Raw genomic sequence first — 18,755 nt, forward strand, 5'->3', positions numbered from 1 at the left:
CGAACCGACCAGCTTGACTGCAATCCCGTTCCGACCGGCCTGCTCGCCTGATGACGGGCAGGCCGCTATCCCGATCAATTACGCCAGGAGGTAAGGATCATGACCACCGGAAGCAACGTTGAGGGTATCTGGGAGTTCGTCGCGCAAACGCCCAGGGGGCCGATGCGGTGCACCTTGTCCGTGCTGGCGGACGGCGACCGCTTCACCGGGACGGTGAAAGGCGACTTCGGCGAACTCGAGGTGACCGACGGGCAGATCGAGGACGGCCCGGTCCCGGTTCTGCGCTGGGCGATGAAGCTCAAGGCTCCTCTTCCCCTCACCGTCAAGTGCAACGCCGAACTGACCGGCGACGAACTCAAGGGCACGATCACCGCCTTCGGCATCGGTAGCTTCCCGGTGGTCGGCGGGCGGGCCTCCTGAAGCGCTTCGCGAGCCCCTGTCCCCTCGAGTAGAGACGGTTTCCATGAAGCTAGCTTCCTACGTCCGGTCCGGTGCCCCGTCCTACGGGATCTACACCGATGCGGGACTCGTCGACATCGGTCAGCGTCCCGATCGCCCCGCGGAAACTCTGAAAGACGCCCTGGGCGAGCTGAGCGCCTTGGCGGTGTTCTCCACGCAGGCGCCCACCATCGGCCTCGACGAGGTCGAGTTCCTGCCACCCGTTTGGAACTCCGACCGCATCATCTGCGCCGGCCTGAACTACAAGGAACACATCCGGGAGCTCGGCTTTCCCGAGCCTGAGGTGCCGATGCTGTTCGTGCGGTTCGCCGACAGCCTGGTCGGCCACGGTCAGCCGATCGTAAGACCTACCGCTTCCGTGGAGTTCGACTTCGAGGGCGAACTCGCAGTCGTCATCGGAGTCGGCGGCCGCCACATCGCCGCGGACCGGGCATCGCACCACATCGCGGGATACTCGTGCTTCAACGAGGGCTCGTTGCGGGACTTCCAAACGCGTGGCATTCAGTTCCTGCCCGGCAAGAGCTTCTGGCGGTCGGGGGCGTTCGGCCCGTGGCTGGTCACGCCGGACGAGGCCGGCGATATCGGCCAGGCGAGCCTCGTGACCACGGTCAATGGCGTCGAGAAGCAGCGTGCCAAGCTCGATGACCTTCTCTTCGGTGTCGACCGCCTTATCGAGTTCATCTCCACCTTCATACCGCTGCGGCCAGGAGACATCATTGCGACCGGCACGCCCGGCGGCGTCGCGGCGGCCAGCAACCCCCCCACATGGCTGGTGCCCGGCGACCTCGTCGAGATCGCCATCGACGGCATCGGGGTACTGCGCAACACGGTCACCGACGAATCCCCGATGCACACTCACCACAGCACGGAGTCGACGCCATGACCAAGACAGATCCCCGCGTGAAGATCTTCGATGTCCTCTTTCCCCGGCTCGCCGTTCCCGACCTGGGTCTGGCAGAGGAGTTCCTGAGCGCACTCGGCCTGGTCCCGGTGGAGCGGACCGAGCGTCAGCTGTTCCTGCGCGGTACCGGTTCCGCCAACCACATCTATGTGGCGGAGCTCGGCGAGCCGCGGTTCATCGGTATGGCGTTCACCGTCACCGACGAGGAGGACCTGCATCGGCTGGCCAAGCTGCCGGAGGCCAGCGCCGTACACGAGCTGGACGAACCAGGCGGTGGGCGCCGGGTGACGCTGACCGAGCCGAACGGCTACCGGATCGAGGTTATCCACGGAATGGCGCCCCGCGAGCCGCTGGTGGTCCCGCCGCTGCTGTCCAACTCAGCGCTGGTGCCGGCGCAGCGCATCGGTGTCGGACCCTGGGGCCCCGATCAGCCGCCGCACGCCTGGCGGTTCGGCCACGCCGTGCAGAAGACGGAGAAGTTCGGCGAAACCATGGCCTGGTACCAGAATACCCTCGGCCTGGTGCCGTCGGACTTCGGCGACAACGGCGAGGGCGAGATCAACGGTGTCTTCTTGTGCCCCGACGGCGGCGGGCGCTGGGTCGACCACCACTGCCTTCAGATCGCCGCGATCCCGCAATCGGGATGGCACCACGTCTCCTTCGAGGTGCAGAACTGGAGCGAGGTGTTCGAAGGCGCCGCTTACCTCGCCAAGCAGGGCCGCTACAAGGTGTGGGGAAGCCCGCAGCGTCACCTCGTCGGCGGCCAGGTGGGCATCTACGTCTCCGATCCGTGGGGACGGCTGCACGAGTTCTGGTCCGACGGCGACCGGCTCGACAACACGCACAAGCCGCGTACCTGGGCGATGGCAGACATGATCGACGGTCCACTCTGGGGCGAGGCGCCTGACTTCGACTTCTTCATGCAGGTGGCGCCATGACCGCCAGGCCGGCCCGTGAGCCAGCCACGCGCCGAACGGCTCGACCTGGACATGTCCGACGAGGAGATCTGGGCGGCCACCGAGGCTATGTGCCGCCAAGATCCGACGTTCAAGTCGATGCAGACGTGGGACGACGAACTGGCGCTGGCCACAGGTCGTCAGCTGCAGGCCTGACGTAGGTTCCTCGTCCCGGCGCGGTTGGGACGACGCACATGTCCACCACCAGGGGTCACGAACGGAAAGGTTCCGCGACATGCGCAGCACGATGATGGACAACCCACTGCAGGTCTCGCGGCTTCTGGAGCACGGCCGTACAGTACACGGCGCTTCCGAGGTCGTGACCTGGACCGCCGAAGGAGCCCGCCGGACCACCTTCGCCGAGGTCGGCTCCCAGGCGGCGAGGCTGGCACATGCGCTACGGACCGACCTCGGCGTCACCGGGGATGAGCGGGTCGCCACGCTCATGTGGAACAACGCCGAGCACATGGTCGCCTACCTCGCCGTCCCCAGCATGGGGGCAGTCCTGCACACGCTGAACCCGCGCCTGTTCCCAGAGCAGTTGGCCTACATCGTCAGCCACGCCGAGGACCGGGTGATCATTGTCGACTCGACCCTGACCCCGCTGCTCGCTAACGTGCTGCCGCAGCTGACCACGCTGCACCACGTCATCGTCGTCGGCGACGGCGACACGAACAACCTCGTCAGCGACGGGCTGACGGTGCACCGCTACGACCACCTGATAGCTGGGAAGTCCGATCACTTCCCATGGCCCGAGGCAGACGAGCGCGACGCCGCGGCTCTGTGCTACACGTCCGGCACCACCGGCGACCCGAAGGGCGTCGCCTACAGCCACCGCTCCATCTACCTGCACTCAATGCAGATCTGCTTGGCGGAGGCGTTCGGCATCGGCCCAGCGAGCAGGGTGCTCGCCGTGGTGCCGATGTTCCACGCGATGGCGTGGGGCCTGCCGTACGCCGCCTTCATGTCGGGCGGATCGCTGCTGATGCCTGACCGGTTTCTGCAGGGGGCCCCACTCGCGGCAATGATTGCCGCGGAGCGGCCCACGCTGGCTGGCGCGGTGCCGACGATCTGGACCGACCTGCTCGCCCACCTCGACGTGAATCCGACCGATGTCTCGTCGATGAAAGAGGTGATCGTGGGTGGGTCGGCCTGTCCACCCTCGCTCATGCACGCCTTCTCCGAGCGCTACGGCGTCGAGGTCATCCACGCCTGGGGCATGACCGAGACGTCGCCGCTGGGCTCGGTTGCGCGCGCCCCGGCCGGGTTGGCCGGTCCCGAGGCATGGGCTTACCGCTACACACAGGGCCGCGTGCCGGCGAGCGTCGAAGCCCGCATCGTCGGCCCGGCAGGCGAGGTCATGCCCGCGGACGGTAAGGCCGTCGGCGAACTCGAGGTACGTGGCCCGTGGGTCACTGGTACCTACGTCGGAGACAGCGAGCCGGACCCGGAGAAGTTCCACGACGGTTGGCTGCGCACCGGCGACGTGGGCAGCCTGTCACCCAACGGATATCTGACCCTCACCGACAGGGCAAAGGACGTCATCAAGTCCGGCGGTGAGTGGATTAGTTCGGTGGAGCTGGAAAACCTGCTCATGGGACACCCGGCGGTGTTGGAGGCGTGCGTCGTAGGCGTGCCCGACGAGCGCTGGGGTGAGCGTCCACTCGCGACGGTCGTGCTCCACGACGGGGCGACGGCGACCGCCGCCATGCTACGCGACCACCTCGCCGGCTCGCTTGCGGGCTGGCAACTGCCGGAGCGGTGGGCCTTCATCGAGGCCGTTCCGAAGACCTCGGTGGGCAAGTTCGACAAGAAGCGGGTGCGGGCCCAGCACGCCGACGGCTCAATCACTGTCATCACCGTGTCCTCGTGACCCCGAGTCAGCCGGCCGAACACCTCGGGTAGGCATCGAGGCCGATGCAAGCAGGCGGGCATCAGCTCAAGCTCGTGCTGCCTTCGACGGGACCCCGCGCCCGACATCCGCCAGCTACATCTTCACCACTGACTTGGCGTCCTCGGGTCGCCGCCGGCGGCTCGGCATTCGCAGGAGAGTCACCACCAGCACCCCCCGCAGAAAGAGGTACCCACAATGACTCAGCAGAGGCGCGGCAAAGCCGCCAGTCGGGCGGCCATCGCGGTCGCGGCGTCCGTCGCGCTCACCATGACCGGATGTGCCAAGAGCGACGACACCGGCAACACCGACCGCGCTGCTGCGGCGATCGCCGCAGTCCCAGCCGCCTTCGCCGGCAAGGCCGCCACCGGCAGCCCGGTCAAGATCGGGCTGCTCAACCCTGAAGGAAGCGCCGCCGCCAACTTCCCGGAAAGCCGCGTTGCAGCCGAAGCGGTCGTCGCCTACGCCAACGAACACCTGGGCGGACTCGCCGGACACAAAATCGAACTGGTCCGCTGCGATCTCGTCGCGGAGGACCCGTCCACGATGACCGCCTGCGCGAACCAGATGGTTCAGGACCAGGTCGCCGCCGTCGTCGCGACCACGGGTGGCAACGGGGAACTCATGGCTCCCATCATCACCAAGGCCGGCATCGCCTACACGAACTTCCAGGGCACCAGCGCCACCGAGTTCAACACGCCGAACGCCTTCTTGTGGAACGGCGGCGTCGCCGCCACGACCGTAAATATGGCGAAGTTCGCCGCGAAGGCCGGGGTGAAGAACGTAACCATGTACGTCACAGCGGTCGGTGACATTCCCGCGCATATCGGGGCGGCCACGCCGATCCTCAAGGCGATGGGCATTGACAGCAAGATCGTCCCGATTCCGCCAGGCGCGCCGGACGTCACTGGCCAGGTCCAGGCGGGCCTGAAGGACAAACCAGGTGCGATCACCGTCCTCGGTGACGTCTCGACCTGTATCGCCACACTCAAGGGTCTGAAGCTCCTTAACGCGAACGTCGATCGCTACCTCACCCAGAAGTGCGCGGAGCCCGCGGTTTACGAAGCCGTGCCGGATGCCCTCGAGGGCGCGTACCTGTTCACCACCGCGGAGGGGACCAGCGATCACGATGAGGCCAAGATCTACCGCGCCGTGATGGCCAAGTTCGCCCCCGCCGATGCGAACCTCGGTGGCAACGCCACCGCCGGCTACCAGACCATGTTGGCCATCACCCGGATGGTCAACGCCGGCATCGGCACCAATGAGCCGACTGCGCCCAACATCATCGCCGCGCTCAAGGCGGCCAAGGCAGTCCCGCTTCCCGTCGGCCACGGAATCACGCTGACCTGCGATGGCAAGGCCCTCCCCAAGCTGCCCAACGTCTGCTCGGTCGGGGGCTTCGTCGGCGAGATCAAGCAGGGAACGGCCAACAAGTTCAACGTTCTTTAGTGACCCGAGCCGGGACCGGACGAATGGTTCGTCCGGTCCCGGACCGAATCCGTCAGGCAAAGGAAGCGCGCATGACCGCCCATTTCACCTTCCTCCTGCTCGGCCTGGGTAGCGGCGCGGTCTATGCCGCGCTCGCGATGGGCCTCGTTGTCACCTTCCGCAGCTCCGGCGTAGTGAACCTCAGCACCGGCGCGATCGCGCTCTACATCGCCTACACCTTCGCCTACCTCCGTCGCGGTGAGCTGATCAGTCCGATTCCATTCACGCCGACAACGGTCGACCTCGGTGGGCCGGTGGCCGTCCTGCCGGCGATGATCCTGGCTCTCGCGATCGCGGCCGTGCTGGGGCTCGCGCTCTACGGGCTGGTGTTTCGCCCGCTGCGTTCGGCTTCCCCGGTGGCCAAGGCGGTGGCCAGCATCGGCCTCATGCTCATGATCCAGAGCCTGCTGTCCGCTCGACTGGGCAACAGCCCGGCGATCGTCCGGTCCATCCTGCCCTCTGGAACCATCACGGTAGGCGGCACGAACCTCGCCGAGGACCGGCTCTGGTTCGCCGGCATCATCGTCGTGGTGGGCCTGGCGCTTGGCGCGTTGGTGCGGTTCACCCGGTTCGGCCTCGCCACCCGCGCGGTTGCGGAGTCCGAGCGGGGCGCACTGGTCAGCGGGCTCTCCCCGGATCGGATCGCCGCCGTGAACTGGGCGCTGTCCGCGGTGGTGGCCGGCCTGGCGGGCATCCTGATCGCACCGATCGTGGCGCCCTCTCCCAGCGCGTACACGCTGTTCATCGTGCCGGCGCTGGCCGCTGCCCTGGTCGGCGGCCTGGCCCGGCTCGGCCCCGCGATCGCCGCCGGCCTGGCGATCGGAATGCTGCAGTCCGAGGCGGCCAACCTCCAGGCCACGGTCCCGCACTTTCCGAAATCCGGCGTCGACACCCTCGTTCCGCTCTTCCTGATCCTCGTGGTGCTGCTCTTCCGCGGCGGGAGCATCCCGCAACGCGCTTCGATCGCCCAGCAGTCCCTGGGGCGGGCGCCGCTGCCGCGCAATCTCCCGCTGGCGGTCGGGATCGGCGTTGTCGTCGGGCTGGTCGCGCTGCTGACCACCAGTGGGAACTGGCGAGCAGCCGTCATCACCTCGATGGTCCTCGGCATTCTCGCTCTGTCCTATGTAGTTGTGACGGGGTACGCCGGGCAGGTCTCCCTCGCCCAGCTGGCCCTGGCCGGTTGCTCGGCCTTCCTGCTGGCTCGGCTCGCCACCGACCTGCGCATCCCCTTCCCCCTCGCGCCGCTGCTCGCTGCGTCGGCCGTGACGGTCCTGGGCGTCATAATCGGCCTCCCAGCAATGCGGCTGCGTGGACTCCCGGTAGCCGCTGTCACACTCGCCTTCGCCGCGGCGGCGGAGATGATCTGGTTCCAGAACCCGCAGATCAACGGCGGCACCGCGGGCGCTCCGATCGGTGCTCCTAGTCTCTTCGGCCTTGACCTCGGTATCGGCGAGGGCATGGCCTACCCGCGAATGGCGTTCGGTGTCATGGTCCTCGCCGTGCTCGCGATCACCGGCACCGGGGTCGCGTTGCTGCGCCGTAGCCGGCTCGGCGCGTCGATGCTGGCCGTACGAACCAACGAGCGCTCGGCCGCCGCCTCCGGCATCGACGTGCGCCGAGTGAAGATCGCCGCTTTCGCCATCGGCGCCTTCATCGCCGGCTGGGGTGGCGCACTGATGGGCTACCAGCAGCAGGTGGCCTCCGCATCTACGTACGCGACGCTCACCGGTGTCGCGCTGTTTGCCGCCGTATGCCTGGCCGGGGTCACCTCGGTATTCGGTGGCCTGGCCGCCGGCGTGGCCGGCACTGGTGGCCTGTTCTACTACGCGCTCACCAACTGGATCGACCTGCATCAGTACTGGGCGGTCATCAGCGGACTGGCGCTGGTACTGACCGTTATCAAGTACCCGGAGGGAATGACCGGTCCGATCCAGGAACTCCTACGGCGTCGGCGTAACCGGCACAAGGCCCCGGTCAGCGACGACGAGGTGATGTCCACGGCTCGTGCGGTTGACGAGCGTACCGCGCACCCGATCGGCGAGACGATTCTCCAGGTGGACTCGGTCGCGGTCCGATACGGCGGTGTAGTGGCCGTCGATGACGTCAGCCTCACCGTCCGCGACGGCGAGATCCTCGGAATCATCGGCCCCAACGGCGCGGGCAAGACCACTCTGCTCGACGCCCTGGGCGGCTTCGTCGGCAACGCCTCCGGTGTGGTCGCGCTCGACGGTGTGAGCCTCGATGGCCGGCCGGCCTTCCAGCGGGTCCGCGCCGGGCTTGGTCGCACCTTCCAGGCGGTGGAGCTCTACGAGGACCTCACCGTCGAGGAGAACGTCACGGTGGGCACCGCCGGCACCGGCGCCCGTCGATCACTACGTCGACCAGAGCTTCGCGCGATCTTCGATGTGCTCGGCCTATCCGTCGTCGCCGACCGCCCAGTCTCGGAACTCTCCCACGGACAGCGGCAACTGGTCTCCGTCGCCCGGGCGTCGGCCACCAGACCACGAGTGCTTCTCCTCGACGAGCCGGCCGCCGGCCTTGACTCAACCGAGAGCCTCTGGCTCGGCGAGCGGCTCAAGGCGGTCCGCGACGCCGGCACCACCATCGTGATGATCGATCACGACATGGGCCTCGTCCTCCAGACCTGCGACCGGATCGTCGTACTCGACCGAGGCAAGAAGATCGCCGACGGCAGCCCCGAGGAGGTCCGCAACGACCCGGCCGTGATCACGGCGTATCTCGGCGCCACCCACGACGGCGCTCAGCCAGTCCCAGCCCAACCCGCGCCACGCCAACCGGACCGGCCTACCATCCCTGCAAGCCATGAGGTCGTGAAATGAGCGCCACCCCCGCACTCGAGGTCACCGCCCTGGCTGCCGGCTACGTCGGCAGCCCGGTGATCCGGGATCTCTCATTCGCCCTCGCCCCCGGCGAGGTGCTCTGCCTGCTCGGCCCCAACGGCGCCGGCAAGACCACAACCCTGCTAGCACTGTCCGGGCTCCTTGCGCGGTCGGCCGGCACCGTCACGGTGAACGGCGTCGCGTTGCCCGCCGGCCGACCCCGTACGGCCGCCCGGGCCGGCCTGGCATTCGTGCCCGACGACCGGTCGCTCTTCCGCACCCTCACGGTCGCGGAGAACCTCGCCCTGGCCGCCACCTCGAAAAGCCGGATCGCCGACGTGCTCGACCTCTTCTCCCTGCTCAGAGAGCGGCTCAACGTGCACGCCGGGCTGCTGTCGGGCGGTGAGCAACAGCAACTCGCGTTGGGTCGGGCCCTGGTCCAGGACCCAAAAGTGCTGATGGTCGACGAACTTTCGATGGGACTGGCGCCCGTCATCGTCGAGCACCTGCTACCGGTGATCCGACAGGTCGCCGACGAGACCGGCACCGCGGTCATCCTCGTCGAGCAGCACTTCCGGCTTGCGCTGGGCATCAGCGACCAGGCGATCGTGCTCGCCCACGGCGCCGAGGTCCTTCGTGGTGCGCCAAGCGAACTGCTGGCCAAGCCCGAACAGATCGAGGCGGCCTACCTGGGCGGCAAGGCGGCCTGAAACGGCAGAGAGAAAGAGAACTGAACAGCTGCAGGAGCGAGCGGCGTCCTGCCGCACGCCAGCGGTAACTCGACGATCGATGAGGCCTGTCCGCCACAGCGCCACGCACGGGACGCGCGGCCAGGCCACCCGGGACCCGCAACGAAGGTGAGGCAACGCAGTCTGAGCAACAGCGCTCGGGCGGCCGGGCGCCCTCCTGAGCCGGCAGAGTTCCGGGCCGCCCTGGCGCACTGTCCGACCGGCGTGGCAGTGGTGACCTCTTACCTGCCCGGCACCGGACCGGTCGGCATGGTCGTCGGGACCTTCACCTCGGTTTCGCTCGACCCCACACTGGTTGGTTGGCCGGCTACTCAAGTTCTCCAGATCGGTCGCCGCCTTGGCAATGGCCGAGTGAGAACGCGCACCACACGCCCGGCGGCACAGTTCACCCCTTCACCTGGCTCGTCATGGTCCTCGCCTGAGAGGGCGACAGGCCTCAATGGGCTTCTCAACGATTACGGAGACGATGAACGATGAATGTCCTCACCTGGGTGCTGCAGGCCCTCATGGCCGCTCTGTTCCTGGTCCATGGGGCGCTGATGATAGCGCCGCCCGAGTGGCTCGTGCGCCGGATGCGCGAGCGGGGCCGCGAGCCCAGCTGGCCCCACAGCCTGCTCGTCTTCACCGGCATCGCCGAGGTGTTGGCCGCGGTCGGCCTGATCCTTCCCGCGGCCACCGGGATCCTTCCCGTCCTGACCCCGCTGGCCGCTGTAGGCCTGGCGATCGTGATGGTGGGCGGCACCGTCTACCACCTGCAGCGGCGTGAGGGCTCGCTCGCGACGGTGGTCATTGGCCTGATCTGCGTGGCAATCGCGGTCCTTCGCTGGACTCTGGTCCCGCTGTGACGAGGAGGCGCAGTGCGCCGGCGTCGCCACAATGGTCCGCCACCAGATGGCCGTGCAGGTGGCATAAACCGACCGGTACCTCGATCCCACGGCGCACAAGACCGCACCCTCAACCCAGCCGGGTTTCCGAACGACACAGGGCGCAGCGCGACCCGCTGACGCCCGGGCCTGGACTGGGTGTCCAAAGCAGCCCGGTTCTCCGCGCGTCGCCTGACCTCAATCCGTTTCCGTGCATCCGCTGCATGCTTGGAGGCCGGGACGCGGGCGAGGAGAACTTGCAACGTGCGGATCTCGTCGGCACCGCGTACGCCGGGCCCGGCAAGACCGACGAGGACCTCGCCGGCGCCCTCGCCGCCGGGGTGGACCGCATCCACGTCGAGTCGCCGGCCGAGCTGCGCCGACTCGGCGCGCTGGCGGTCTCCGCAAACACGTCGGCCCGGGTGCTGCTCCGGGTGAACCTGCCAACTTGCAGTCGCGGTCTCGGATCAGGAACCGGAACACGTGTGCCCGCTCACCGAGGTCGACGATCAGTACGTGACACGAGGTACGTGACATGAGGTACGTGACATGAGATACGTGAGCAGAGCACTGCGCGAGGTCTACTCCTCGCTGACCGCCGCGGGGTGGGTCTGGATCGGATTTCCCCCGATGGGGCCACTGCAGCCCATGGCCGCGCCGCGACTGGAAGAACCACCACAGGGCCATCCGGAGCGGCTCTGTCCGGACGTTCCACTGACCAATACCGAACGCGCGCTCCAACGACAGCTCGTCACACCGATCGGGGAGAGGGAGTGAAGGAGATTCGTCGCCTGGACCGGGTGATCATGCGCTTCGCGGGTGATTCCGGTGACGGTATGGCCAGGTCGTCGTCCCCGAAATGAACCTCGGCCGGGGAACAGCTGGACCGTCGTCGGCTGACCGGCGGTCCAGCGCCGTGCGAGCCGCGGTCGAGGGACGCGTCCGAGAGTGGTGTGCCCACGCTCGTACCGGGGGGCGCGAACGACGAAGACGAAGGGTATGCACCGTGCCGCACCGATCAAGCCCTGCTCCGACCCGGGTTTCGGTCGATCTCCAGGTGGAGGTGCGGGCCTTCTACGCGGGCCGGCTCCCGATCCTCGAAGACAGAGGATAGAGGAGTTCGCCGCGATGACCGGGGCGATCCCCTACGTCGGCGACAAGGTGTTCCGGCAGTGGTTCGACGAGTTCGTGATCGAGCAGGTGAGCGAGGACGAGATCAGCGTGGTCTTCCGCTCGCCGAGGAACCGTTCACGACTGGGCCACAAGGTGCGCTACGCGCTGAGCCACCCGCAGCGCGTGGTGCCGTATCTGCGACGGGCCGGCCGGGACGGGTGGCTGCGGCTGCGGCACCGCGGGAGTCATATCGCGTACTACCGGCCGGTGATGGCGTCGGACACCGCGTCCACGTGGAAGAAGTCGGTGGCCGGCAGCCGGTGCGCCTGGGTGCGGAGGAAGCGTCGCCAACTGGTGTCCACACCGCGCGGCGCTGGTCCTGTCCGGGTGCGGGCCAGGATCCGGCGGATCGTGCCGGCACCGACCCGATACCCGAGGCCAACCAGCTCGCCTTGGATGCGGCGGTGTCCCCGGCTCGGGTTCTCCCGAGCCGGCCGCAGGACCAGATCCCGGACCTCGGCACTGATCGGCGGCCGACCTGGCCGGATCTAGTAGGTCCACCGGCGTTGGACCACACGGCGGTGCCAAGCCAGCAGCGTGGCCGGCGTAACGAGGCGATGCTGGCGTAGCCTGCCGGGGAGGAGCCGCGCCAGCGCGGACAGCACCGCCCGGTCCGGCCAGGACGGTCGCGGCCGGCCGACCTGCCGGCGCAGCACGGCGACCTCGTGCCGCAGGACAGCAGCTCCGCGGTCTTGGCTGCGTCGCTGCGCGACAGCCGCGCAAGCCAGCCGAACACCTGAACCATGATCAGATACAGCAGCCGGAACAGCATCATCCAAGCATGCGTCCGATGGGCGAAACCCCAGCTCACAACCCGTACGACGAGTTATGGCACGGCACAGGTATGCGAACGATCGTGATCGGCGGCGGAGTCGCAGGATCTGCTGTCGCGCTGGCGTTACGGCACATCGGTGCCGAGGTGACCGTCTACGAGGCGTACGAGGATCCGGCCGGCGACGTCGGCTCGTTCGTCAGCCTGGCCAGCAACGGGGTGCGGGGCCTGGACGCACTCAGCTGCCTAGAACAGGTCCAGGTCGCAGGAGTCGGCATCCCCAGGCAGCGGATGTGGTCGGCCGGTGGCCACCTGCCAGGCGACGTCCCACGCGGCAGGCGCAGCAGCGACCCGCTGCACAGCGTCACGCTGATGCGCGGCCGGCTGACGGCCTGCGGCAAGCGGCTCGCGATGCCGGGGCGAAGATCGTGACCGGTGAACGCCTCGTCGACGTAACCGAGACGCCAGAAGCGGTAACCGCACAGTTCGCCGGCACGGGGCGAGACAGTGCCGACCTGCTCGTGGCCGCCGACGGCATCTGGTCGACCGCACGCGGGTTGCTCGACCCGGCGGCGCCCCGCCCTCAGTACGCCGGTCTCTACGCGATCTCAGGCATCTCCCACATGAGCGCGTGGAGCCTGGAGTGTTCAACCTGACCTTCGCCCGCAACGGCGCGTTCATCCACCTGGCCGCACACGATGGCGAGGTGTGGTGGTCAGCGCAGATCGCCGACCCGGTCGAGCCGGACCTCGACGGTGTCAGCGACGCGGACTGGCTGCTCCGCACCGCCGACCTGTATCGCGACGAGGTAGTGCCCTCGGCGGTCATCGCGGCCACCACCCGGCTGCACCCGGCCGTGATCATGCACGGTCGACCCGATCCCGACCTGGCACAGCAACCGCATCGTCTTGGTCGGCGACGCCGCCCACCCTGGCGGCGCAGGACAGGGCGCCTCGATGGCCATCGAAGACGCCCTCGCCCTCGCCGCTGTGCTCCAGGCCCAGCCCATCACCACCGCGGCGCTGAAGGCCGCCCGGTGGCTCGACGAGCGGGGGAGAGCCGGCGCTCGCGACTACGAAAGCCTGCGCCGCTGGTCGCTGGAGGAGCCCGCGCTGTTCTGGCAAAATTCCGTCAGTTCCCGCGAACCCAAGTGTCCTCGAGGCCGGACGACATGAGCTCGGCGAGGAACTCGGCGTGCCGAGGATGCGGCTTGAGGATCTCCGACTCCGGCTCACCGGACTCCACGCGGGCGCACAGCGCCTCGGGGTCGATGTAGACACCGAGGGGGTTGACTTCGAACAGCCCCGTCGAGAACCACGTGTTCAGCTCTGCCGCGGACTTGAACGCACCGACGCTCAGCTCGATCTCGTTGTCGTCGGGGTCCCGGTAGTACAGGGACGTTGCCACGCCGTGGTTGACGCAGCGTACGGGGACGAAGCCCTTCGCCTTGAGGTCGCGGTAGTGGCCGGTCAGCTCCTTGAGCGAACCGACCTCGAAGGCGGCGTGGTCCATCCCGGTCGTCTTCCTCGTCGACGGCACGGCTCCCTGGGTGGGCAGGATCGCCATCCGGTCCTGCGACTCGTCCCACGTCAGAAAGATGATCAGCGGGTGTCTCATGACGACCTGCATGCCGAGCACGGTGCAGTACCAGTCGACGAGGGCGTCGGGTTGTGCGGTGCGCAGCACGATGTGGGCATACTCGGCGGGCCGGAAGCCACCGCGAGCTTGCGGGACGTGCGCTTTGGTCATCGTCGTACCTCTCTGGTTCGTCGGACGTGATGGGTCGACAGGTAGGCCGGTGTGCTCCTGCGTGGGGCGTCAGCGGGGAACGTGACCGGTGCACAGAAGGAGAACGGGATTGCCAGGGTGAGCCCGACGGGACCGGCCCCGACCACGACGACTCCTGGGCCGCCGTCGGTGGGGTACTCACTGCTCACGCTCACGCTCATGCTCGTCGACCTCCTTGTCGTCACCGCCGGTCGGCTCGTTCTCGACCCGGTTGCGCAGCACGCCGACGCCGGAGACCGCGATCTCCACGCGGTCCCCGGCGCGTAGCCACGTGCTCGTGAGGGCCCCGATCCCGGCCGGCGAGCCGGTGAGGACGACGTCCCCCGGCTGGAGCGCGAAGACGGTCGAGATGTAGGAGACCAGCTCGGCGTGGCTGAAGATCAGGTCGCCCGGTTCCAGACGCTGACTCACCTCGCCGTTGACCCGCGTCTCCAGGGTCAGCGAGGAAGGGTCGGGCACGTCGGAGCGGGTGGTGATCCACGGGCCGAAGGCTCCGCTCGCGGGGAAGTTCTTCCCGGCGGTGACCTGGTTGGAGTGCGTCTGGAAGTCCCGGACACTCCCGTCGTTGTAGCAGGCGTACCCGGCGACACAGTCCATGGCCCGGTCGGGAGCGACACGCCGACCGGACCGGCCGATGACGAGGGCGATCTCGCCCTCGTAGTCCAGGCACGGTGACGTCGCGGGCACCAGGACGGCGGCTTCGTGCCCGACGTGGCTGAGCGGGCTGCGCATGAACAAGCGGGGGTGCTGGGGGTAGTCACCCGGCTGCCGGCGCATGAGGGAAGCTGTCTCCTCGAAGTGGCTCTTCGTGTTGAGTCCCACTCCGATGACATGGGTGGGGTTGGTGACGGGTGGCAGCCACGTCACGTCGTCGAACGACCAGTCGGCCGGCGCGTCAGCGAACCGTTCGAGGGCGTCGACGCCTCGGGCGAGAGCGGTCCTCAGGTCCGGGGCGCTCGTGCGTTCGGACACGTCGACCAGACCCGACGACGCGACGATGCCGAAGCGCTCCTTGCCGGCGGCGCGGAAGCTCGCAAGGCGCATGTCCTCTCCGTATCCCGCTGTCGTAGAGAGCCGTCCAGGCATCGGCCTGCCGGGACTGCCTCGTGGGGGATCGGTCGCGACAGCGAGGTCGGCCGGCCACGTGGCGGGTAGCACATCATAAACACATAGGTTTATGATGTGGCAATGAGTCTGCGTCCACCTCATGCCGGCGGCGCCGGCAGCACCGCAGCCCGCGTCCGCTTCGACGCGAGCGTCCCGTTGCACCACCAGGTCTATCTCGAGCTTCGCCGCGACATCGCGGACGGCCTGTGGGAGGGAAGGTCCGACTTCCCCGGCGAGAAGGAGCTCGCCGAACGCCTCGGAATCAGCGTGATCACCAGTCGTGCAGCGCTGGATCGCCTGGTCGGCGACGGATGGATCGAACGGCGGCGCGGTCGACGCCCGCGGGTGCTGCACCGGCCGGAAGCGGCCGCGAAGGACGACAGGCCGGGCATCCTGGAGTTCGGGTCCCTGCGTGCCTACACCTACACGGTGCTCGAGGCGGGGACCTCCATCGCGCCCGTCGAGGCGTGCGCCGCGTTCGGGTTCCCGTCCGGCGAGTATCTCTGGCAGTGCATGAGGCTGCGCCACCACAAGGGTGCCGCGCACAGCGTGACCCACAACGTCCAGCGGCCCGCCGTCGGCGAGCGGCACACGATGCGCGAGCTGGAGAAGGAGTCGATGGCCCGGATCCTTGCGCAGCAAGGGAACTCCATCGCGCACATCCGCCGACGCATGGGGATCACCCATGCCCCCACCGTGGTGACCGAGGCACTGGGGCTCACGGTCGCCGAGCGCGTGCTGGTGTCGACCTTCACCCTGCACGACCCGAGCGACGAGGTGCTCGAGTGGGTACGCATCTTCCTGCACCCCGACCACGACACTCCCGAGGAAACGCTCGACCTCGCGAGGGGCACCTGGTCGACGGAGGACGTCATGTAACGCCCTACCATCCATCGGCCAGGTGATCGACGAGGGTCCGGTCTTCGCAGGTTCGAAAGATTCGAACGATGTCCTTTGTCGACGTGTGGATGCAGCACCCGACGCTTCGCCACTCACAGGACGAGATGTTCGACTAGGTTCGTCGGTGGACGGGGAAGGAAGCTCCTCAGGAAGAGCTGCCGGCGTCTGCCACGATCGCGGCAATGGACGAGGGCGTGGGTCTCCACGGGCCTGATCAGCGCCTGGCACGGACCGCATGGCGTACTGATCAGCAACGACGAGGTGGCCGGGTTCGTGGATCAGGCTCCGGGTCGGCTTCTGGGGCTTGCCGCGGCCGACTTGATGAGACCCCAGGAGGCTGTCCGGGAACTGCGCCGCGCGGTGCGCAAACTCGGCTTCGTGGGGCTGCGACTGGTGCCGTGGCTGTGGGGGCTGCCCGCTCCTGACCCGGCGCCACCGGAATCCGTGGCTCCGGAAACCACAGATCGCACTGCGTGAGCTGCCCCGGCTCGTAGACAACCCGATCAACCGGATCCACACCGGTGTACTCGGGCCGGATCACCTGCAACCGCTTCTTCAACGGCGAGATCGAATACGGCCAGCCGATCCGCTGCGCGATGACCGGCGCCGGCATCCGCGGATACTCCTTCAACAACGCCCGGATCGCCGGCTGGAACCCACCGACCCCCGCGGCGACCGCACGTACTTCGGTGGGCGATCCGACGCCAACGCCGACCGCACCGTGTTCCGAGCCGACGAGCGATCTCCTTGATCGGCACACCCTCAGCCCGGTGCAACCGCCGGATCTCCGCCCAGTCCTCCATCTTGATCACACCCTCCACATCGGTTACGGAGGGGGGCAACTTTCGGAGAACCCAACGTCTTCAGGATCTGGCCCACTTTTGTTGATCGAGACTGGTCCCTCTGGCGGTCAGGTAGTGACGAGGACTCGCTTACGGAAGCAGGTCGGCCCGTGCTGCGACGAGCACATCAATCGCTTCGTTGCGTGGCTGCGCCTGCCACCGCGGCCCGCGACGGACGGGGTGCCGGCCCTACCGTCCGCCGAGGGCTGATCCGCTGCGGCTACGGCCGGAAGAGCCGTTGTTGTTCCAGTCCCCGGGACCACTCCTCCGGCGTTCGTCATGTCTGTCGCTGAGGGTGGTCGCCCCCTGGCGTTCCGTGGTCTGTGGTCGCTGGGGCCTGTGCTGTAGCGCTGGGACGGGGGCCTGGTGCGAGGATGCCCATCATGAGTGTCCGAAGTTGCTGAAGTGCGCTGTCCATGGCCCGGCGAGCGGCGTCGTGATCGCGTCGCTCGATGGCATCCACGAGGCTGCGGTAGGCGCCAGAGCTGAGCGGGGGAAGGATCTCGCCTATCCACCGTCGCTGAAGGTTGTGCTCGGGATCAATGGTGGTCTCGAACATCTTCACGTACGTATTGAGGAGTAGCTCGACTGCGACGGAGTGGCCGCTGCGGCACAGGGTTCGTAGGAATGTCCGTTGGGCCGCAACCATCGAGTTACTGTCCCCGGAACGCAACTCGTCGTCGAGGGCGCCGAGCCGCTCCCGCATCAGCGCGATGTCGTTGGCATCCGCGTGCATCATGGCCAGCTCGACAAAGCTTCTGAAGATGATGGCACCGACGTCCGCGACCGACTCCGCAATCTGGACGTCTGCCTCGCCGCTGCGGTAGAGCAGGTACGGCAGCAGCTCCGTGGAGCCCTTCTCCCGGAAGTCGGTTACCTTGCATCCGGAACCCTGACGACGTTCGATCAGGCCGAGCAGCTCCAGCTCAAGCAGCGCGGATCGGAGCGTGTGTCGGTCCACGCCGAACTGGACGGCAAGGTCGCGTTCCGACGGCAGGTAGTCGCCGGGTTTGTAGGCACCCCGCAGGATGGCCGTGCGTAGCTGGCTCGCGACATGTTCGCCGAGAGACCGCCGGGCGACGGCGACAAACCGGTGGTCCGTCGTCTCGTGATTCGAACTCATGGGGGTCCGTCTTCTCCGCATCAGTGCTAGTCCAGCGCGGATGGAGAGCGCACTCCACCACGAGAGGCCCCTGGGAATGGTTGCACCAATCCGGGGGCCTGTCAACAGCTGGGATACCTCTGAAAATTATACGAGGTATTGGGCGTCTGGTCCCCAGAGCGGGCTGTTGGAGGGTTCGCCGGCAAGGGTTCGGCCGTAGAGGCTCAGCTTGACTCTGTCGGGGATCTTGAGATTTCCCGGTGCGATGACTTGATCAAGCGGCATGCTCGGGACGGTTCGATGTCCAGGCACGTAGCGAGGTGCTCCTTGTCCGTCCGTCCCCGTCCCGGTGAGCACGTTCCGTCCCTGACCGCGCAGGTCGCGCGGGCGAGCAATCCGGGCGGCACAACGGCGATGTGGGTGCGAGACCGGCTCGATGGGCTGTGGCGGGACGAGGATTTCCAGGCCTGGTACTCGGGCGATGGCCGGCCCGGGTTATCACCCGCCCAGCTGGCCACTCTCAGCATGCTGCAGTACACGTTGTCGGACCGGCAGTCCGCCGAGGCCGTGCGCTGCCGGATCGACTTCAAGTACGCCCTCGCCCTGCCCCTGGATGATCCCGGATTCCACCACAGCGTGCTGTCCGACTTCCGCGACCGGCTCGCCGAGGGCAGTCGTGCCGACCTTCTGCTGGACCTCGCGCTGGAACGCCTGCGGGAAGCCGGACTGGTCAAGGAGAGGGGGCGCCAGCGCACCGATTCCACCCACATCCTGGCAGCCGTGCGTGATCTGACCCGTCTGGAGCTGGTGACCGAGGCCATGCGCGCGGCCCTGGAAGAGCTCGCCCGCACCGCTGCGCAGGAGCTTGCCGGACTGGCCACCGAGGAATGGGGCAAGCGCTACGGCCGCCAGGTGCGCCTGGGC

21 protein-coding genes and 2 pseudogenes are annotated in these 18,755 nt (G+C 67.8%); 18 read left to right on the top strand and 5 right to left on the bottom strand.

Annotated features, from left to right (window positions below; all coding sequences use genetic code 11):
• The first annotated feature begins 99 nt into the window (after positions 1-99).
• The 14 genes from ABT078_RS28840 to ABT078_RS28905 all read left to right on the top strand — a co-directional run bounded on the left by ABT078_RS28840 (position 100) and on the right by ABT078_RS28905 (position 12,748).
• The gene (locus ABT078_RS28840; RefSeq protein WP_351232727.1) at positions 100-420 is read left to right on the top strand and encodes a hypothetical protein; all 321 of its coding nucleotides are present in this window, start codon (positions 100-102) and stop codon (positions 418-420) included.
• 184 nt (positions 421-604) lie between these two features.
• Positions 605-1,342 (top strand): fumarylacetoacetate hydrolase family protein, encoded by a 738-nt coding sequence (locus ABT078_RS28845; protein ID WP_351232819.1) that lies wholly within the window; start codon positions 605-607, stop codon positions 1,340-1,342.
• Positions 1,339-2,298, top strand: coding sequence for a VOC family protein (locus ABT078_RS28850; RefSeq protein ID WP_351232729.1), 960 nt, complete (start codon positions 1,339-1,341; stop codon positions 2,296-2,298). The genes ABT078_RS28845 and ABT078_RS28850 overlap by 4 nt, the downstream gene beginning before the upstream one ends.
• 15 nt (positions 2,299-2,313) lie before the next feature.
• Entirely contained in the window at positions 2,314-2,472 is a 159-nt protein-coding gene (locus ABT078_RS28855) for a hypothetical protein (protein ID WP_351232731.1), read from the top strand.
• 79 nt (positions 2,473-2,551) lie between these two features.
• Complete coding sequence (locus ABT078_RS28860) at positions 2,552-4,189, top strand: long-chain fatty acid--CoA ligase (protein WP_351232733.1); 1,638 nt, start codon at positions 2,552-2,554, stop codon at positions 4,187-4,189.
• A gap of 216 nt (positions 4,190-4,405) precedes the next feature.
• Entirely contained in the window at positions 4,406-5,656 is a 1,251-nt protein-coding gene (locus ABT078_RS28865) for an ABC transporter substrate-binding protein (protein WP_351232735.1), read from the top strand.
• Positions 5,657-5,727: 71 nt separating this feature from the next.
• Positions 5,728-8,535: an ABC transporter permease subunit gene (locus tag ABT078_RS28870; protein WP_351232737.1), complete on the top strand. Its 2,808-nt coding sequence runs from the start codon at positions 5,728-5,730 to the stop codon at positions 8,533-8,535.
• Entirely contained in the window at positions 8,532-9,245 is a 714-nt protein-coding gene (locus tag ABT078_RS28875; RefSeq protein ID WP_351232739.1) for an ABC transporter ATP-binding protein, read from the top strand. The genes ABT078_RS28870 and ABT078_RS28875 overlap by 4 nt, the downstream gene beginning before the upstream one ends.
• 147 nt (positions 9,246-9,392) lie before the next feature.
• Positions 9,393-9,761 carry a flavin reductase gene (locus tag ABT078_RS28880; protein ID WP_351232741.1) on the top strand — a complete coding sequence of 123 codons (369 nt, stop codon included), beginning with the start codon at positions 9,393-9,395 and terminating at the stop codon, positions 9,759-9,761.
• A complete protein-coding gene (locus ABT078_RS28885) occupies positions 9,758-10,129 on the top strand; it encodes a DoxX family protein (protein WP_351232743.1) in 372 nt (123 codons plus the stop codon). The genes ABT078_RS28880 and ABT078_RS28885 overlap by 4 nt, the downstream gene beginning before the upstream one ends.
• 567 nt (positions 10,130-10,696) lie before the next feature.
• On the top strand, positions 10,697-10,924 hold the full coding sequence (locus ABT078_RS28890; protein WP_351232745.1) for a DUF6059 family protein: 228 nt from the start codon (positions 10,697-10,699) through the stop codon (positions 10,922-10,924).
• A 351-nt stretch (positions 10,925-11,275) separates the two neighbouring features.
• Positions 11,276-11,812 carry a hypothetical protein gene (locus ABT078_RS42890; protein WP_502981374.1) on the top strand — a complete coding sequence of 179 codons (537 nt, stop codon included), beginning with the start codon at positions 11,276-11,278 and terminating at the stop codon, positions 11,810-11,812.
• 352 nt (positions 11,813-12,164) lie between these two features.
• Positions 12,165-12,524 (top strand): FAD-dependent oxidoreductase, encoded by a 360-nt coding sequence (locus tag ABT078_RS28900; RefSeq protein ID WP_351232747.1) that lies wholly within the window; start codon positions 12,165-12,167, stop codon positions 12,522-12,524.
• Entirely contained in the window at positions 12,521-12,748 is a 228-nt protein-coding gene (locus tag ABT078_RS28905) for a hypothetical protein (RefSeq protein WP_351232749.1), read from the top strand. Before ABT078_RS28900 ends, ABT078_RS28905 begins: the two co-directional genes overlap by 4 nt.
• A 59-nt stretch (positions 12,749-12,807) precedes the next feature.
• Here ABT078_RS28905 and ABT078_RS28910 read toward each other — a convergent pair whose 3' ends face one another.
• Complete coding sequence (locus ABT078_RS28910) at positions 12,808-13,056, bottom strand: hypothetical protein (protein ID WP_351232823.1); 249 nt, start codon at positions 13,054-13,056, stop codon at positions 12,808-12,810.
• On the opposite strand from ABT078_RS28910, the gene ABT078_RS28915 reads away from it, so the two are divergent.
• A complete protein-coding gene (locus ABT078_RS28915; protein WP_351232751.1) occupies positions 13,001-13,267 on the top strand; it encodes a hypothetical protein in 267 nt (88 codons plus the stop codon). The genes ABT078_RS28910 and ABT078_RS28915 overlap by 56 nt on opposite strands.
• On the opposite strand, the gene ABT078_RS28920 is transcribed toward ABT078_RS28915, so the two are convergent.
• Together ABT078_RS28920 and ABT078_RS28925 are read right to left on the bottom strand one after the other, a co-directional pair.
• Complete coding sequence (locus ABT078_RS28920; protein WP_351232753.1) at positions 13,224-13,841, bottom strand: VOC family protein; 618 nt, start codon at positions 13,839-13,841, stop codon at positions 13,224-13,226. The genes ABT078_RS28915 and ABT078_RS28920 overlap by 44 nt on opposite strands.
• 177 nt (positions 13,842-14,018) lie before the next feature.
• Positions 14,019-14,924, bottom strand: a complete 906-nt coding sequence (locus ABT078_RS28925; RefSeq protein WP_351232755.1) for a fumarylacetoacetate hydrolase family protein — start codon at positions 14,922-14,924, stop codon at positions 14,019-14,021.
• Positions 14,925-15,068: 144 nt separating this feature from the next.
• On the opposite strand from ABT078_RS28925, the gene ABT078_RS28930 reads away from it, so the two are divergent.
• Positions 15,069-15,866, top strand: a complete 798-nt coding sequence (locus ABT078_RS28930; protein ID WP_351232757.1) for a GntR family transcriptional regulator — start codon at positions 15,069-15,071, stop codon at positions 15,864-15,866.
• A 282-nt stretch (positions 15,867-16,148) separates the two neighbouring features.
• Positions 16,149-16,364, top strand: a complete 216-nt coding sequence (locus ABT078_RS28935; protein ID WP_502981375.1) for an amidohydrolase family protein — start codon at positions 16,149-16,151, stop codon at positions 16,362-16,364.
• Here the strand turns inward: ABT078_RS28935 and ABT078_RS28940 are convergent.
• Together ABT078_RS28940 and ABT078_RS28945 are read right to left on the bottom strand one after the other, a co-directional pair.
• A pseudogene (locus ABT078_RS28940) lies at positions 16,264-16,699 on the bottom strand (IS21 family transposase); the annotation flags it as partial. The gene ABT078_RS28935 and the pseudogene ABT078_RS28940 overlap by 101 nt on opposite strands.
• A 307-nt stretch (positions 16,700-17,006) precedes the next feature.
• On the bottom strand, positions 17,007-17,852 hold the full coding sequence (locus tag ABT078_RS28945; RefSeq protein ID WP_351232761.1) for a FadR/GntR family transcriptional regulator: 846 nt from the start codon (positions 17,850-17,852) through the stop codon (positions 17,007-17,009).
• A 393-nt stretch (positions 17,853-18,245) separates the two neighbouring features.
• Here ABT078_RS28945 and ABT078_RS42895 point away from each other — a divergent pair.
• Positions 18,246-18,431 (top strand): annotated as a pseudogene (locus ABT078_RS42895) (transposase); the annotation flags it as partial.
• Between the last annotated feature and the right edge of the window lie 324 nt (positions 18,432-18,755).

Source organism: Streptomyces sp. NPDC002133, assembly GCF_040296405.1.
In the GTDB taxonomy this organism is placed as follows: domain Bacteria; phylum Actinomycetota; class Actinomycetes; order Streptomycetales; family Streptomycetaceae; genus Streptomyces.

What these genes read in the sequence shown, in the direction of transcription:
- ABT078_RS28875 (WP_351232739.1), top strand. Translation starts at nt 8,532, where the DNA reads ATGAGCGCCACCCCCGCACTCGAGGTCACCGCCCTGGCTGCCGGCTAC.
- ABT078_RS28910 (WP_351232823.1), bottom strand. Translation starts at nt 13,056, where the DNA reads ATGGCCATCGAGGCGCCCTGTCCTGCGCCGCCAGGGTGGGCGGCGTCG.
- ABT078_RS28870 (WP_351232737.1), top strand. Translation starts at nt 5,728, where the DNA reads ATGACCGCCCATTTCACCTTCCTCCTGCTCGGCCTGGGTAGCGGCGCG.
- ABT078_RS28920 (WP_351232753.1), bottom strand. Translation starts at nt 13,841, where the DNA reads ATGACCAAAGCGCACGTCCCGCAAGCTCGCGGTGGCTTCCGGCCCGCC.
- ABT078_RS28900 (WP_351232747.1), top strand. Translation starts at nt 12,165, where the DNA reads ATGCGAACGATCGTGATCGGCGGCGGAGTCGCAGGATCTGCTGTCGCG.
- ABT078_RS28840 (WP_351232727.1), top strand. Translation starts at nt 100, where the DNA reads ATGACCACCGGAAGCAACGTTGAGGGTATCTGGGAGTTCGTCGCGCAA.
- ABT078_RS28865 (WP_351232735.1), top strand. Translation starts at nt 4,406, where the DNA reads ATGACTCAGCAGAGGCGCGGCAAAGCCGCCAGTCGGGCGGCCATCGCG.
- ABT078_RS28890 (WP_351232745.1), top strand. Translation starts at nt 10,697, where the DNA reads ATGAGATACGTGAGCAGAGCACTGCGCGAGGTCTACTCCTCGCTGACC.
- ABT078_RS28860 (WP_351232733.1), top strand. Translation starts at nt 2,552, where the DNA reads ATGCGCAGCACGATGATGGACAACCCACTGCAGGTCTCGCGGCTTCTG.
- ABT078_RS42890 (WP_502981374.1), top strand. Translation starts at nt 11,276, where the DNA reads ATGACCGGGGCGATCCCCTACGTCGGCGACAAGGTGTTCCGGCAGTGG.
- ABT078_RS28930 (WP_351232757.1), top strand. Translation starts at nt 15,069, where the DNA reads ATGAGTCTGCGTCCACCTCATGCCGGCGGCGCCGGCAGCACCGCAGCC.
- ABT078_RS28885 (WP_351232743.1), top strand. Translation starts at nt 9,758, where the DNA reads ATGAATGTCCTCACCTGGGTGCTGCAGGCCCTCATGGCCGCTCTGTTC.
- ABT078_RS28850 (WP_351232729.1), top strand. Translation starts at nt 1,339, where the DNA reads ATGACCAAGACAGATCCCCGCGTGAAGATCTTCGATGTCCTCTTTCCC.
- ABT078_RS28925 (WP_351232755.1), bottom strand. Translation starts at nt 14,924, where the DNA reads ATGCGCCTTGCGAGCTTCCGCGCCGCCGGCAAGGAGCGCTTCGGCATC.
- ABT078_RS28945 (WP_351232761.1), bottom strand. Translation starts at nt 17,852, where the DNA reads ATGAGTTCGAATCACGAGACGACGGACCACCGGTTTGTCGCCGTCGCC.